9 protein-coding genes and 1 pseudogene are annotated in these 15605 nt (G+C 56.6%); 2 read left to right on the forward strand and 8 right to left on the reverse strand.

From position 1 onward, the window contains the following. Positions 1–675: 675 nt before the first annotated feature. The 5 genes from IAG03_RS05480 to IAG03_RS05500 all read right to left on the reverse strand — a co-directional run bounded on the left by IAG03_RS05480 (position 676) and on the right by IAG03_RS05500 (position 6595). Positions 676–1620 carry a TIGR03943 family putative permease subunit gene (locus IAG03_RS05480; RefSeq protein ID WP_249318844.1) on the reverse strand — a complete coding sequence of 315 codons (945 nt, stop codon included), beginning with the start codon at positions 1618–1620 and terminating at the stop codon, positions 676–678. Positions 1621–1638: 18 nt separating this feature from the next. Continuing rightward, positions 1639–2706: a CobW family GTP-binding protein gene (locus IAG03_RS05485; RefSeq protein WP_249318845.1), complete on the reverse strand. Its 1068-nt coding sequence runs from the start codon at positions 2704–2706 to the stop codon at positions 1639–1641. Between the two features lie 1285 nt (positions 2707–3991). Further along, complete coding sequence (locus IAG03_RS05490) at positions 3992–4618, reverse strand: HAD family hydrolase (RefSeq protein ID WP_249318846.1); 627 nt, start codon at positions 4616–4618, stop codon at positions 3992–3994. 922 nt (positions 4619–5540) lie between these two features. Further along, positions 5541–5798 carry a hypothetical protein gene (locus IAG03_RS05495; RefSeq protein ID WP_249318847.1) on the reverse strand — a complete coding sequence of 86 codons (258 nt, stop codon included), beginning with the start codon at positions 5796–5798 and terminating at the stop codon, positions 5541–5543. A 29-nt stretch (positions 5799–5827) separates the two neighbouring features. Next, positions 5828–6595, reverse strand: coding sequence for a hypothetical protein (locus IAG03_RS05500; protein ID WP_249318848.1), 768 nt, complete (start codon positions 6593–6595; stop codon positions 5828–5830). Between the two features lie 190 nt (positions 6596–6785). Between IAG03_RS05500 and IAG03_RS05505 the strand changes: the two genes are divergently transcribed. Continuing rightward, on the forward strand, positions 6786–8564 hold the full coding sequence (locus IAG03_RS05505; RefSeq protein WP_249318849.1) for a portal protein: 1779 nt from the start codon (positions 6786–6788) through the stop codon (positions 8562–8564). Next, the gene (locus IAG03_RS05510; protein WP_249318850.1) at positions 8561–8887 is read left to right on the forward strand and encodes a ribosomal-processing cysteine protease Prp; all 327 of its coding nucleotides are present in this window, start codon (positions 8561–8563) and stop codon (positions 8885–8887) included. The genes IAG03_RS05505 and IAG03_RS05510 overlap by 4 nt, the downstream gene beginning before the upstream one ends. Before the next feature lie 2507 nt (positions 8888–11394). Here IAG03_RS05510 and IAG03_RS05515 read toward each other — a convergent pair. The 3 genes and pseudogenes from IAG03_RS05515 to iorA form a co-directional block, all read right to left on the reverse strand. Continuing rightward, positions 11395–12627, reverse strand: coding sequence for a phenylacetate--CoA ligase family protein (locus tag IAG03_RS05515; protein ID WP_249318851.1), 1233 nt, complete (start codon positions 12625–12627; stop codon positions 11395–11397). A gap of 6 nt (positions 12628–12633) precedes the next feature. Further along, positions 12634–13194 carry an indolepyruvate oxidoreductase subunit beta gene (locus IAG03_RS05520; RefSeq protein ID WP_346726107.1) on the reverse strand — a complete coding sequence of 187 codons (561 nt, stop codon included), beginning with the start codon at positions 13192–13194 and terminating at the stop codon, positions 12634–12636. A gap of 300 nt (positions 13195–13494) precedes the next feature. Next, positions 13495–15288: pseudogene (iorA, locus tag IAG03_RS05525) on the reverse strand (indolepyruvate ferredoxin oxidoreductase subunit alpha); the annotation flags it as partial. Positions 15289–15605: the final 317 nt, after the last annotated feature.

Below are 15605 nucleotides of genomic sequence, written 5' to 3' on the forward strand. Positions count from 1 at the left end.
AGCAGCCCGGGCGCGGAAGCGGCCAATTGGGTCCTATGGACCAAATTGGCCTAGGTGCGTGAATGCGCACCGGCCGCGTGCCGAAGGCGTGGAGAATGAAACGAAGCTGTCTCGTTTTCGGTAAGTGATTGTGAAAGAGGAAGTCTTTCAGACGCGGCGCTTCCGCGCCCGGTTTGTTGGAGAATGTTGCCTGCCTGAATGCAGAAAACCGAAAATGCTTTTTAAAAATCTGCAGAAAATTTGCGGCGGGCAATCAAACGCCAAGCGGAACGTACGATAAGTCGTGCATTTTGACTTTTGCAAACCGAGAGTGAATAGCGAAGCAAAAATTAGCCGCGGAACGGTAGACGTGGCCTCTCGCGTCCGCTCAGCCACAGAACGGAGAAAGCGACTGGTGCAAGAGATCAGAAAATCGCGGGACGGAAAAGGTATCTGACATGTTTTTGATTAGACTTGCCGTTCCGCAGATAAAAAAATCCGCGGAACGGTAGGCGCGTGCTCCCGCGTCCGCCCGGCTCACAGAACGGAAAAAAGCTCCCGGCGCGATGAAACACGCTGCGCGTGCAGAACGGAGAAAACTTCCGGCGCGATGAAACACGCTGCGCGTGCAGAACGGAGAAAACTTCCGGCGCGATGAAACACGCTGCGCGTGCGCAATGAGACACGCTCCGCGTGTTAGTTGAAATAAACAAGCTCCTCTTCGGGCTTTTTAGCAGCTTTGAATTTCTTCAGATGCAGGAGTACTGCCTCGCGCTTGTGCAGCGGGCTGTATCCCTTTTTCACACGCGCAATGACGTCGATCCACTGCTTTTCCGCAGGAATCTCCCCGTCCGCCTTGCAGACAAACCCGATCGCGCTGATATCCTCCGCGCAGCAGGTCATCGCAAAGCGCCCGAGCACAAACACGCCGTCCTTACGGGCCGCGCGCGGGTGGAACGCCATCCCCTTCACGCGCACGAGTTTCCCGTCGTACCGGTCCGGCGTTTCGATGGCGTCAAGATACCAAATGCCAAAATCCTCGTCTGCAATTTGAATGACATCGGCGTTCAGATCGTAGGGCAGATCCCCCTCGGAGCGCCCGTCGTCCACAGTGCCGTCCACATTGTCGAACATCAGCTCTGCGCGCGGGTTGATCGAGCGCGCAATCCGCCGGAACGAGGCCTTGTCTGTCTCCGGCGTGCAGCGGTTGAAAATCACCGTGTCTGCCTGGCGGAACGAATCCGCAATCATCGTCCGCATGTTGTTTACATAACTTTTGAATGTCTCCGAATTTGCAATGGCGACGACCTGTCCGAGCACCCAGTTTTTCGGCTTCTTCACCTCAAACAGCTTCTGGATCGACCAGGTGCCGTTGAACTCGATGATGACCCGCTCCGGACGGTATTTCGCGTTCAGATCTTTCAGAAAGCTTCCGGTCAGATCCGCTTCGTTCTCCACAGGAATCACTGTCGTCTGCGTTTCGCGCAGCCGGTCTTCGTTGTATTCGGTAAAGCCTTCCTCACAGCAAAGGATCACCGTCTTTTCCCCCTGGAAAAAGTTCGGATCGCCCATGATTTCGTTGATAAACGTCGTCTTTCCGCTCTCCAGAAAGCCCGCAATCAGATAAATGACTGTCTCCATTCCGGTCCCTCCGCCTTTTTAAATTCCAAATAATTCGCGCAGGCCGTCCTCCTGGAGCGACGTCCCGATGACGCACAGCCGGCCCGTGTAATCCGCCGGTCCGCGCCGGATCTCATATTCGCCCGGCACATAATCAAAGTGCAGCCAGCCCTTGCCGTCCGCATCCGGCAGAATGCCCTTTGCGCGCAGGATCATGCCGCAGCTTCCGATCGCATCCAGCATGCCGCGCAGCTCATCCTCGGTGTACCGTTTTGCAGTCTCCACGCCGAAGCTGGAAAAGACCTCGTCCGCGTGGTGATGATGGTGATCGTGGTCGTGATCGTGGTGATGATCATGACCGCAGGAGCAGGTGCCTTCGCGGTCGTGTTCATGCTCGCGGTCATGTTCATGTTCATGCTCGTGCTCATGATGATGTTCATGGTCATGATCGTGATGGCAGCCGCATTCCGGGCAGACGTCTGCTCCCTGCAGAAGCGCTTCCAGGACGCTGTTGCGGCCTTCCATCGCCTCGAGAATTTTCTCGCCGGGAAGTTCCTCCCAAGGGGTTGTAAGAATCGGTGCATCGGGATTCTTTTCGCGCAGAAGGCGCACGCACTCCGCGAGTTTTTCCTCACGCATTCCGCCGGTTCTGCTCAGGATGATGGCGCCCGCACAGGCAACCTGATTTTCAAAGAATTCCGCAAAATTTTTCAGATAGATCCGGCACTTGACGGCGTCGACCACCGCGCAGGCGCTGTGAATGGAAAGCTTGTCCGCGACCGGAGAATTCTGCACCGCGCGCAGCACATCCGAGAGCTTGCCGACGCCGGAGGGCTCGACCAAAATGCGTTCCGGCTGATACGTTTCGACGATCGTTTTGAGCGCCTCGCCGAGATCACCCGCCAAAGAGCAGCAGATGCAGCCGGAATTCATTTCCGTCACCTGGATCCCGGAATCCTTGAGGAATCCGCCGTCGATTCCGATTTCGCCGAACTCATTTTCCAGCAGCACCACGCGTTCGCCGGTGTAGCATTCTTTTAAGAGTTTTTTGATGAGCGTTGTTTTGCCAGCGCCCAAAAACCCGGAAAAAACATCAACTTTTACCATGTAAAAAACCTCGATTCTTTCTTTCACAAAGCGTTCCCCATTATTGTACCACGCCCAGCCGGAATGTCAATCACACACTGCGTGTTCCACCGCACACGTAGCGTGTCTCATCGCGCCGCACACGCAGTGTGTCTCATCGTGCCGCACACGCAGTGTGTTTCACCGCGCCAGTCACTTTCTCCGTTCTGTGAGCCGGGCGAACGCGAGAGCACGCGCCTACCGTTCCGCGGATTTTTTATCTGCGGAACGGCAAGCCTAATCAAAAACATGTCAGATACCTTTTCCGTCCCGCGATTTTCTGATCTCTTGCACCAGTCGCTTTCTCCGTTCTGCGCACACGAAGCGTGTTCTACCGCACACGCAGTGTGTCTCGTCGCGCCGCACACGGAGTGTGTTTCACCGCGCCAATCACTTTCTCCGTTCTGTGAGCCGGGCGAACGCGAGAGCACGCACCTACCGTTCCGCGGCTAATTTTTGCTTCGCTATCCATTCTCTGGTTGCAAAAGTCAAAATCCACGACTCGCCGTACGTTCCGCTTGGCGTTTGATTGTCTGCCGCAAATTTTCTGCAGATTTTATAAAAGCATTTTCGGTTTCCTGCATTCAGACAGGCAGCATTCTTCCAGCAGCCCGGGCGCGGAAGCGCCGCGTCTGAAAGCCCCCCTCTTTTGCAAACGCTCGCCGCAAACGAGACAGCTTCGTTTCATTCTCCACGCCTTCAGCACGCGGCCGGTGCGCATTCGCGCACCCAGGCCCATTGGTCCATAGGACCCAATTGGCCGCTTCCGCGCCCGGGCTGCTGGAGAATGCGGACACGAAGCGTGTTCCACCGCGCACACGCAGTGTGTCTCACTGCGCCGGAGGTCTTCATTCATTCCGTGGCGCGCTGGACGCGAGAGCACGCGTAGCGTGTTCCGTCGCACCAGTCACTTTGTCCTTTCTGTAAGAATCGTGGACGCGAGAGGTCGCCCCCGCCGTTCCGTGGATTTTCCTCTCTGATCTTCCGCTCTGAAAGGGTTCTCCGTTCTGTGAGCCGGGCAAACGCGAGAGCACGCGCCTGCCGTTCCGCGGATTTTTTTGCGCCATATTTCTATTGTGAAAAGTTCTCCATTTATTTTGCAACCCGTTTGGATTGCACGTTTGGTCGGCACTTTCCTATATGCAAAATCAAAACTCAATTTTTACGAAAACAGCGGAACCTGCTTTTTCGCAGATTCCGCTGTTACGGGAACAAATTCACGTTTGATTTTCGATTGCATTCCGATCTTACGAAGCAATCCCAAATTTTACACAGCCCGGTCCTCGCACTCCCACTCTGCTTCCGGCAGTGCTTTCAGATACTGGAGCAGTTCCGCCATAGAGCCTTGCCGATACCCGGACAAATCGGCGCCCTCCGCGTCCTCCAGACAATCGGTCACCAGGAACGTCTCCATTCCGAGTTTGCCGGCGCACAGATCCTCGCGGACGCTGTTGCCCGCCATCAGGCAGTTTTCGGCCTGTTCGCCGATCAGCGACAGGATCTCCCGATAGTATTCAAGATTCGGCTTACAGTAACTTGAAACATCATAAGACGTAATCAGGCAAAAATCCGCCGGATCCACACCGGCCCAGCGCGCACGCGCGGCCATTCCTGCAGGCGGAAAGACCGCATTGGAGGCCAGCACCAGCCGATAGCCTTTCTCCTTCAGCGTCCGGATGCAAGCAGCCGCAAGCGGCGTCGGCTGCGTTGCCGCTTTGGCATTTTGGAACCGCCCGTTCTCATAAAAACGATCAAACGCCGGAATATCCGCCAGTGCGGCCTGCCCGTACACTTCGGCAAACGCCGCCGTCAGCTCCGCAAAATAGGCCTTTGTAAATTCCTCCAATTGCATCGGCAGCAATGTGCCGTCCAAATCAAATAACACCGTTCTCATATTCGATCTCCTTTCCCCACACGCGAAGTGTGTTCCACCGCGCACACAAAGTGTGTTTCATCGCGCCGGAGGTTTTCATTCATTCTGTGGCGCGCTGGACGCGGGAGGTCGTGCCTGCCGTTCTGTGGCTTTCCCTCTCTGATCTTCCGCTCTGAAAGGGTTCTCCGTTCTGCACACGAAGTGTGTTCCATCGCGCCGGAAGTTTTCTCCGTTCTGAACACCCGCTGGACGCGGGAGGACGCCCCCGCCGTTCCGCGATTTTCTGATCTCCAACGCCAGCGGTTTCTCCGTTCTGAAAATATGGCAAACGCAAAGGACACTTCCACTATTCCGCGGCTTGTTCGCACCGTACCGAAAGATGATTCCGCACGCCTCACAGCTTGTCTCAGTCAAAAAGGAGAACCCGGCATTTGCCTGTGGTTCCCCTGTAAGAACATATTTTGTTTCCGAAACCCCGGAACTGATTATACTCCCCCACCGCCAACTTTGCAAGCCCCCCCACACGCACGCGCAGCGTGTCTCATCGCGTACGCGCAGCGTGTCTCATCGCGTACGCGCAGCGTGTTCCATCGCGCCGGAAGTTTTCTCCGTTCTGAACACCCGCTGGACGCGGGAGGACGCCCCTGCCATTCCGCAGCTTTCTCTTTCTGATCTTCCGCTCTGAAAGGGTTCTCCGTTCTGCACACGAAGTGTGTTCCACCGCGCACACGCAGTGTGTCTCACCGCGCCGGAAGTTTTCTCCGTTCTGAACACCCGCTGGACGCGGGAGGACGCCCCTGCCATTCCGCGGCTTTCTCTTTCTGGTCTTTCGCTCTGAAAGGATTCTCTGTTCTGGAACCATGGTGGACGCGAGAATTTATGCCTGCCATTTTGCAGTCTGTTTTGTACAGCCGCTCGTTCCGCAGTTCTGCCTGGGCGTTCGTTACATTCCGCTTGCGGCTGCGCGCACGGCGTACCGTTCCGGTTCTTCATATTTCTCGTAACAGGCGCGCGCCAGCGGGCAACGCCGGTATGCAAACGTCATGCAAAATTCCTCCTGCCATGCGCTTTTGTCCTTGCGCGCCGGAAACCGCATTGTCAAAACCGAATTTTCCCGCAGCCCTTCGCAGGTAATGCTCCGGTCCGTTTCCCGCTCGTAAAACGGGCAAATCGTGTTGGCTCCGCCCTTGTAATTTGCCATGGTTTTTCCTCCTTATCCCTTGTCCGTCCTTAGTTGCATGGCGGAATCATCAGCAAATCCGCCATATTATCAAGTTCGTCTAAATCATACGTCGGACGGCGTTTCGTTGTCTCCCCGTTTTTCATCCCAAATCCGGAAAAATTTGAAAATCCCGATTCCAGCATTGCCGCAAGATAGTTCGCGCTCTTTCCTCTTCCGCGCGCCTCTTCAATCGCTCTGAGCACCGTCGCCTCCGAAAATTTTTCAACAAGACGGCACAAGGTCTCGCGCTCTCCGGGGCGCATGGCATGAATCGCGCTGCAAAAGCGCCGCTCGACCGCTTCCGGCAAAACGCTCTGCACAGTGTGTGTGTCCTCGTCCGGTTCTGTTCTGTCTTGTTCTGTTTGGTCTTGTTCTGTATCTGCGTGACTTACGCTGTCGTCACGCGTGACATGCCGCAGCTTCTCCCGACGCTTCTGCTGCCGCAGGCGCGCCTGTTCGCGCTGGAGTTCCCGTTGCTCCAATAGTCTCCCCGTATAGCTCTGCCAATCGTGGATACATCCGTCCGCGTCGAGAAAGCCCGATTCCTGCAGCGCCGCCACGAACTGTGCCGGATTCTCCCCCTCATATCCGCAAACCTCCGCAAGTTCCGACGGTTCAAACGGCGTCAGATCGCCGTCCGGCGCGTTGTCGATCGCCCAAAGCCAAAGCATACACAGATGCCCGACCGCCTGCGGTGTGCGGATTTTCAGCAGACGCTTTAAGCGCAGCGTTTTCTTGTTCTGCGGTAAACTTTGATGCAATTCCATCCATGCCATTTTCGGATGTTCCTCCCTTCTTTGTTATGCTCGAACATTCATCGAACGTCCGTTCTTGTCTATGTGATATAATACCACAATTGGCAACAAAAGTCAACAGAATTTTTTTATTTTTTGGCGCGAAAACGGGGAGAAGTTTCGAAACCGATGCGGTACGATGGAAAAAAAGCAAAAAAGGAGCGTATCATCCATGAAAATTCCCGTTACTGAACCGACCCTGTGCATCGGAAAACCGCAGCTGCGCGAGGCTATGGAAACGCTGCGCCGCTACAAAGCCGGCAAAGCAAATCTCGAAGCGCGCATCATCGAAAACGAACAGTGGTACAAACTGCGCCACACCGACCGTCTGCGCCGCACCGGCGAAGACATTCCGCCGACAAGCGCCTGGCTCTTCAACTCCATCGCAAACAAACACGCCGACGCCATGGACAGCTATCCGGAGCCGAACGTGCTCCCGCGCGAGGAGAGCGACCGCGAAGAGGCGTCCGCGCTTTCCTCGATTCTGCCCGTCATTTTGGAGCAGAACCGGTTTGAAGCGACCTACTCCGACCTGTGGTGGTACAAACTCAAAAACGGGACCGGTGTATACGGCGTATTCTGGAATCCCCGAAGCGAAAACGGCCTTGGGGATATTGAGATCCGCCAGCTTGACCTGCTGAACCTGTACTGGGAACCGGGCATCCGGGACATCCAGCGTTCGCGCAATGTCTTTCACGCAGAACTCATCGACGAAGACCTTCTGCGCGAAGCGCATCCGCAGCTTGCCGGAAAAGACCTGCACTCGACCCTCGACATCGCCAAATATCTCTACGACGACAGCGTCGACACCACCGGAAAGACCGCGGTCATCGACTGGTACTACAAGCGCGAAACCCCGGCGGGCCCCATTCTGCACTACTGTAAATTCACCGGCGAAGAGGTACTTTATGCCTCTGAAGACGACCCGCTCTACGCCCAGCGCGGCTTCTATGACCACGGAAAATATCCCTTCGTGTTCGACGTTCTGTTCGTCGCAGAAGGAACCCCTGCGGGCTTTGGGTATCTCGACATCATGAAAGACCCGCAGATGTACATCGACCGGATGGGCGGTGTTGTCCTGCAAAATGCGCTGATGGCGGGCAAAAAGCGCTTCTTCATTCGGGACGACGGCAGCGTCAACGAGGAAGAATTTGCCGACTGGAGCCGCGATTTCATTCATGTTGCAGGCGGACTCGGCGAGGACAGCATCCGGGAGCTCTACACCCAGCCGCTCTCCGGATCCTTCCTGACGATGATCCAGATGAAGATCGACGAACTCAAGGAGACCAGCGGCAACCGTGATTTCAGCCAGGGCGGCACCAATTCCGGCGTCACCGCAGCCTCGGCCATTGCTGCGCTGCAGGAAGCCGGAAGCAAGCTCTCCCGCGATATGATCCGGGCTTCCTACCGGGCGTTTGTCGAGGTGGGATACCTGTGTCTGGAGCTGATCCGGCAATTTTACACCGAACCGCGCTGGTTCCGGATCACCGCACCACAGGGCGGGCAGTTGTTTCTGCAATACGACAACGCGCGCCTGCAGCCGCAGCCGCAGGGCAATCTGCTCGGCATGGAGCTCGGCTACCGCCGCCCGGTATTTGATCTTGTCGTCACCTCGCAAAAATCGTCGCCATTCTCAAAAGCAGCCCAAAACGAACTCGCCAAAGAGCTTTATGCGCTGGGATTTTTTGACCCGGCAAGGGCCGAACAGGCACTGGCAGCCATCTCCATGATGCATTTTGAGGGCAAAGAGGCCGTCATTCGGCGCATCACGGACATCCGGGACGCTGCCCTGCAAAAGCAGGCGGCTGCATCTCTCGCAGCCGAGGCCGCACGCAGACAGGCGCAGGAAGCAGCCGTCCCGCAAACCGAAGAACCGCTGCACACACAAGCAGAGCTTAACACGCCGCACAAGCCGGAACCCCCACTGCCCGATCAGGAGGAACGCGCATGACAACCATCACCGTCGGCCGTCTCGGCGGCTGTGACACCATTGAAATCCTCGGTCACGCAAACGCCGGCCCATTCGGGAAGGATTTAGTCTGTGCAGGTCTTTCGGCACTCGCCTGTGCCATGGTAACCTCGCTGCAGCGCGAAGAGGCCGAAGGTTCTCTCGAAACGCTTTCCACACACATAGAACCGGGCATTCTCTCCGTCGCAGTCCGCGCAAAGCCCGCGAGACGAGCGCGCGTCCGCGGCATTCTCGATGTCTGCCTGACCGGCTTTTCCATGCTTGCCGGCACCTACCCCCAAAATGTCCGCTACACCCACACATGAACTGTGTTCCATCGCACACACGCAGTGTGCTTCATCGCGGGCACAGAGTGCCTTTCACCGCGCCGGTGGTTTTCTCTGTTCTGTGACTGGGTGGACGCGGGAGGGCGCTTATTTCCGTTCCGCGGCTTTTTCATGCCGCACGCGAAGCGTGTTTCACCGCGCCGGTCACTTTCTCCGTTCTGTGACTGGGTGGACGCGGGAAGATATGCCTACCGTTCTGTGGCGTTCACTGTTCCGCGGTTTTTTAATTTTCCGCTTTGAAAAAATTCTCTGTTCTATATACGCGCTGCACGCGAGAGCACACGAAGTGTGTTCCTTCGCGCACGCGTAGCGTGTTCCATCGCGCCGGTCACTTTCTCCGTTCTGTGACTGGGTGGACGCGGGAAGATATGCCTACCGTTCTGTGGCGTTCACTGTTCCGCGGTTTTTTAATTTTCCGCTTTGAAAAAATTCTCTGTTCTATATACGCGCTGCACGCGAGAGCACACGAAGTGTGTTCCTTCGCGCACGCGTAGCGTGTTCCATCGCGCACACGTAGCGTGTTCCATCGCGCACACGCAGTGTGTTTCATCGCGCCGGAGATTTTCTCCGTTCTATACACGCGCTGGTCGCGAGAGGACGCTTATTTCCGTTCCGCGGCTTTTTCATGCCGCACGCGAAGCGTGTTCCACCGCACACGCAGTGTGTTTCATCGCGCCGGTCACTTTTTCCGTGCTGCGGCCGGGTGGACGCGGGAAGATATGCCTACCGTTCTGTGGCGTTCACTGTTCCGCGGTTTTTTAATTTTCCGCTTTGAAAAAATTCTCTGTTCTATACGCGCTAGACGCGAGAGCACACAAAGTGTGTTCCTTCGCGCACACGCAGTGTGCTTCATCGCGCAGGTGGTTTTCTCCGTTCTGCGGCCGGGTGGACGCGGGAAGATATGCCTACCGTTCTGTGGCGTTCACTGTTCCGCGGTTTTCTAATTTTCCGCTTTGAAAAAATTCTCTGTTCTATACACGCGCTGGACGCGAGAGGACGCACCTGCCGTTCTATGGCTTTCTGATTTTCCGCTCTGAAAAGGGCTCCGTTCTGCGGCGCGCTTCGTTCGCCAACAAGCCGGCGCAAAACACAGGCAGCTTTCCTTACAAGCAGCCAAAGCATCGGACCTTTTTGAAGAGCAACTTTTATGCAAAAGAATTTTTGTCTTATAAAAACCAGCGGTGCGATTCTGTGAAAAAAAGCGCCGCGCAGTTTCCGGCATTCGAAACCTGGCAATTCCACAAATTGGCGAAGTTTCCGCTTTCCCAGGCTCCGGGGCACGGACAGACCGCGTTTGCTGTGCATCCGGATTTCGGAAAAAATCCAAAGCCCAAAAGCGCACCGCCATTCTTCGGTACGCCGACACGCGGTCCTTCCGCGCAGCGTTGCTACGCGGAACCCAGCCGATTCGCCCGAAGGCGAATCGGCGTCCGTGCCCCGGAGCCTGGGAAAGCTGCCTCTCCGATCTTCGCTAGCCGCCACCTGCAATCACGATAACAAAAAAGACGAAAGCCTTCCTTTTGGAAAAAGCCTTCGTCTTTTACAGTTTTTTGATCTTAATTTTTACCCATAAAACACCGCAGCACATATTTTGCAGCTGGTCATACACCCGCCCTATAAACGCAAAACCCATTCCATCGTCCGCGAGTCAAAACAAGCGTTTCCATGTTCGCCGTAAAATTCACGCACAGAACGTCATCCGGCAACGCAAAGCGCCCTGATCTGCAACACGCTCCAGCAATTATTCAAACAGCCAAAACCGCGCAGATTTTTCGGCGCAATGGAGCTCTGCTTCTGCAACAAATGACGCTTCGCAACTGTGAAATAGCGAACAAAAGCAGACCACAGAACGGAGAAAATCTCCGGCACGATGGAACACACTTTGTGTGCTCTCGCGTCCAGCGCGTATATAGAACAGAGAATTTTTTCAAAGCGGAAAATCAGAAAACCGCGGAACAGTGAACGCCACAGAACGGTAGGCATATCTTCCCGCGTCCACCCGGCCGCAGCACGGAAAAAGTGACCGGCGCGGTGAGACACACTCCGTGTGCGGTAAAACACGCTTCGCGTGCGGCATGAAAAAGCCGCGGAACGGAAATAAGCGCCCTCCCGCGTCCACCCGGCCGCAACACGGAAAAAGTGACCGGCGCGATGGAACACGCTTCGTGTGCGGCGCGATGAGACACACTCCGTGTGCGGTGAAACACGCTACGCGTGCGGCATGAAAAAGCCGCGGAACGGAAATAAGCGCCCTCCCGCGTCCACCCGGCCGCAGAACGGAGAAAACTCCCGGCGCGATGAAACACGCTGCGTGTGCGCGGAGAAAGGTACTCCGTGTCCGCGTGGAACACGCTTCGCGTGCGGCATGAAAAAGCCGCGGAACGGAAATAAGCGCCCTCTCGCGTCCAGCGCGTGTACAGAATGGAGAAAACTCCCGGCGCGATGAAACACACTGCGCGTGCGCGATGAAACACACTTCGTGTGCGTCAATAGCGGTTATCAAACACGCGCGTTGACTTTTTCTCGCTGCGGGGCAGATCTCCCACTGAAACCGGCATCACATTGACGCTGATTCCAATCCGCGCTTTAAATTTTTCCTTTGTTTCCATCTCGACGCTGTACCGATTGGCGCCGTCGTCGCACTCGACAAAGAGCGTGCAGATATCTCTGCCCTCAAGGTGGTCGATCATAAACTGGTATTCGCTCGATGCGCCCGGAACCGTGCTGAGCATCTCGTCGATCTGGCTCGGGAAAATATTGACGCCCTTGACCTTCACCATATCGTCGGTGCGTCCGAGGATCGTATCGATCCGCGGATACCGGCTGCCGCACGGGCACTCGCCTGTCAAAACCCGGGTTAAATCATGCGTGCGGTAGCGGATCAGCGGCGCGCCCTGCTTGCGCAGCGTCGTGATGACCAACTCGCCGATCTCGCCGTCCGGAAGCACCTTTCCGGTTTTGGGATCCACAATCTCGAAATAGATATAATCATCCCACATGTGCATGCCGCATTCATAGTCGCAGCTGATGCCGATGCCCGGGCCGTAGACCTCTGTCAGGCCGTAAATATCATAGAGCCGGACGCCGAGTTCTTTTGCAATGCGCTCCCGCATTTTCTCTCCCCAGCGCTCAGAGCCGATAATGCCCTTGCGCAGATGGATCTGATCGCCGATTCCGCGCTTTGCAATTTCTTCGGCCAAAAGCAGCGCATACGAAGACGTCGCACACAGCACCGTGGATTTCAAATCCATCATCATGCGCAGCTGCTTGTCCGTGTTGCCCGGGCCCATCGGAATTGCCATTGCGCCGATCTTTTCCACACCGGCCTGAAAACCGATTCCGGCCGTCCACAAACCGTAGCCCGGCGTGATATGAACGCGGTCCGTATTCGTCACGCCTGCCATCCGATAGCAGCGCGCAAACATCTCCGCCCAGTCTGCAACATCCTGCGCAGTATAGGGAATAATGACCGGCGTCCCGGTCGTTCCGGAAGAGGAATGAATCCGCACAATTTCTTCATCCGGCACCGCCTGCAGGCCGAGCGGATACGCTTCGCGCAGATCGCCTTTCCAGGTAAACGGAAGCGTTTCAAAATCTTCCTGTGTACGGATAGCGTCAATGTCAATATCTTTCAGTTTTTCTTTGTAAAAGCAATCCTTGGAGGTGAGCGTTTTCAGCTGCGCCCGGATCAGCGAAAATTGCGTTTCTGTCATTTTCATAAGTCATTATCCTTTCCGCATTTGCAGGGCAATCTGAACCGCCCGGAGATTGACCTCGTGAAATTTTTCCGGCATCCGTCTGCGAATGGCCTCCATCAGCGCGTCCGGTGTCAGAGCGATGGCGCCCGCACCGGCCGCTGCCGCCAAAAGCGCAATATTGAGCACCTTTGAAGAGCCGCACGCCGCACAGACTGCCTCTGTATCGAGCACCGTCAGCCGCCTCACCCGCGCGCGCAGGTAGTCGAGCATATCCGATGCGTCATATGGCGTGCGTGCCAGCGAGGCCGTAACCGGCTGGATGGCCTTTTGGCTGACGACCACCGCGCCATCCGGTTTGAGATACGGCAAACAGCGCACCGCCTCACCCGGCTCAAAGCCGAGAATGGTATCCGCACAGCCCTTCGGAATCAGCGGAGAATGCACTACATCTCCGGCGCGCACATGACTCACCACGCATCCGCCGCGCTGCGCCATGCCGATGGTCTCCGCCGTCCGGACTGCAAGCCCCTGTTCCATCGCGGCAAATGCAAGCAGCTTGGAAGCCAGCACCGTTCCCTGGCCGCCCACACCGCACAACAAATAATCTTTCGAGCCGTCTTTCGCCCGGCGCAAACCCGGAGCCGTACTCCCCGATGCCGCGAACGCTGCCGCCGCCTGACCTTCTTTCGAGCCGGAGTCCGCCCCGAGCAAGCCCGGAACCGTACTCCCCGATGCCGCGAACGCTACCGCCGCCTGACCTTCTTTCGAGCCGGAGTCCGCCCCGGGCAAACTCGAAGCCGCACTTTGAATTTCAGACCCCTTCGATCCGCATGCAGCGGGTTTCTCTGCGCAGGAAATTGGTACAGCATGCGCGCCGGAAGCCGCATGAATCGCCTTTACAGGACAGATCTGCGCACAAAGCCCGCAGCCGGTACAGAGCGGCGGCTCCACACGCACCGTTTTGCCGTCTGCCACAAGCGCCGGACATCCAATCTCACGGATACATTTCCGACATCCGGTGCAGCTTTCCGGAAGGACCGCACAGCAGCCCTCCGGCTTTGCCACCGCGATACACGGCGAACGGAACACCACCGCGCGCACGCCGGAAGCCGCAATAGCTTCCTGCACCGTCCGAACCGCGCCGTTCAGATCGAGCGGATCGACGGTCTCGACAAACGATACACCGACCGCGCGGAGCACCGATTCAATCGACACCCGGCCGCCGTCTTTGCCCATCATGGTGCGGCCGGTACCGGGGTGCGGCTGTTGCCCGGTCATCGCTGTCGTAGAATTATCTAATACGATCAGAACAATATCTGTCTGATTATACACTGCGTTTACTATGCCGGGAATTCCGGATGCAAAGAATGTCGAATCCCCAATAAACGAAAATGAAACCGTATCCGGCTCCGCACGGTGCAGGCCCTGTGCAATGGTGACATCCGCCCCCATGCACAAACAGGTATCGACCATATCGAGCGGCATCGCATTGCCGAGCGTATAGCAGCCGATATCGCCGCAAAACACCGCTTTTTTGCCTTTTGCTGCCTGCTTGACCGCATAGAAAGACGCCCGGTGCGGACATCCGGCACAAAGCACCGGCGGACGAACCGGAAGCGCCGGCAAGTCGGCATCCGGCTTTAAATCCGGAAGCGTCTCCCTGCCAAGCAGCAGCCGCAGCGCTTTTCTTGCCGCTTCGGTGCTGTTTTCGCCGGCGCGCGGCGCATAGCCGTCGCCTTTTCCGTGAATCCGCACGGAAAGTCCGTGTTTGCCGCAAAGGCAAGTCAGCTCCCGCTCAATCACCGGGTCAAGTTCTTCCAGGCAGAGCACCTCGTCGAGTCCCGAAAGGAATCGAAGCGCCTGGGTTTCCGGAAACGGATACGGCGTTGTGACCTTCAAGACCCGCACACCGCACACAGCCTCCTGTGCGGCAGCCTCCATCAGATAGGCGTAACTGATTCCCCCGCAGGCAACGCCAACCCGGCAAGTCTCCCCTGTTCCGAGTTCCAACACCGGATTCTTTGCCGAAAACTCCGTGCCGATTTTAGGATTTCGCTCCTCAATTTTCAGATGGTTGAGATAAGATGTACGCGGAAAGATCACCCATCGCATGGTGTCCTTTTCAAACGCCGCCGGTACTGGCTGCCGTCCCGTTTCCTGCACCTCGACCGCCGCGCAGCCGTGGCAGACGCGCGTTGTGGGCCGGAAGAGCACCGGTGTGGCATAGCGTTCCGAGTATTCGAACGCCTCGCCGATCAGCGTATAGGCCTCCTCCGGCGAAGAGGGATCAAACACCGGCAATTTACAAAACTGCGCAAAAAGGCGCGTATCCTGTTCGGTCTGCGAAGAAATCGGGCCGGGATCGTCCGCCGCCACAACCACCATGCCGCCCTTCACGCCGACATAGGCAAGGCTCATCAGCGGGTCAGACGCCACATTCAGGCCGACCTGCTTCATCGTCACCATCGTGCGCACGCCCGCATAGGCAGCACCCGCGGCAACCTCAAGCGCCGCTTTTTCATTGACGCTCCACTCGACATAAACCCCATCTCCGCGCCGTTTGGCAACCGTTTCCAGGATTTCCGTCGAAGGCGTACCTGGATATCCGGAAACAAGCCCAACGCCGGCATGCAGCGCGCCGAGCGCAATCGCTTCATTTCCCATCAAAAATTCTTTTGGCATAAAAGAACCTCTTCTCCATTTAATTTCCGCGCACACAGAGTGCGTCTCACCGCGCCGGAATCTTTCTCCATTCTATACACGCGCCGGACGCGAGAGCACGCGAAGCGTGTTTTGTCGCGCCGGAATCTTTCTCCGTTCCGCGGCCTTCTGTACACCGCTGAAATTCTGCACGTGCCCAAATTTTTTCTTCAATGCAGCGTTACTCCGCATTTTCTTTGTCCGATCTCTTGCGCACGCACACTGAGTGTATTTCATCGCGGGCACGAAGTGTCTTCCACCGCGCCGGAATCTTTTTCCGTTCTATATACGCGCCGGAC

Origin of the sequence: Yeguia hominis, from assembly GCF_014384705.1 — a bacterium.
GTDB classification, from domain to species: domain Bacteria; phylum Bacillota; class Clostridia; order Oscillospirales; family Acutalibacteraceae; genus Yeguia; species Yeguia hominis.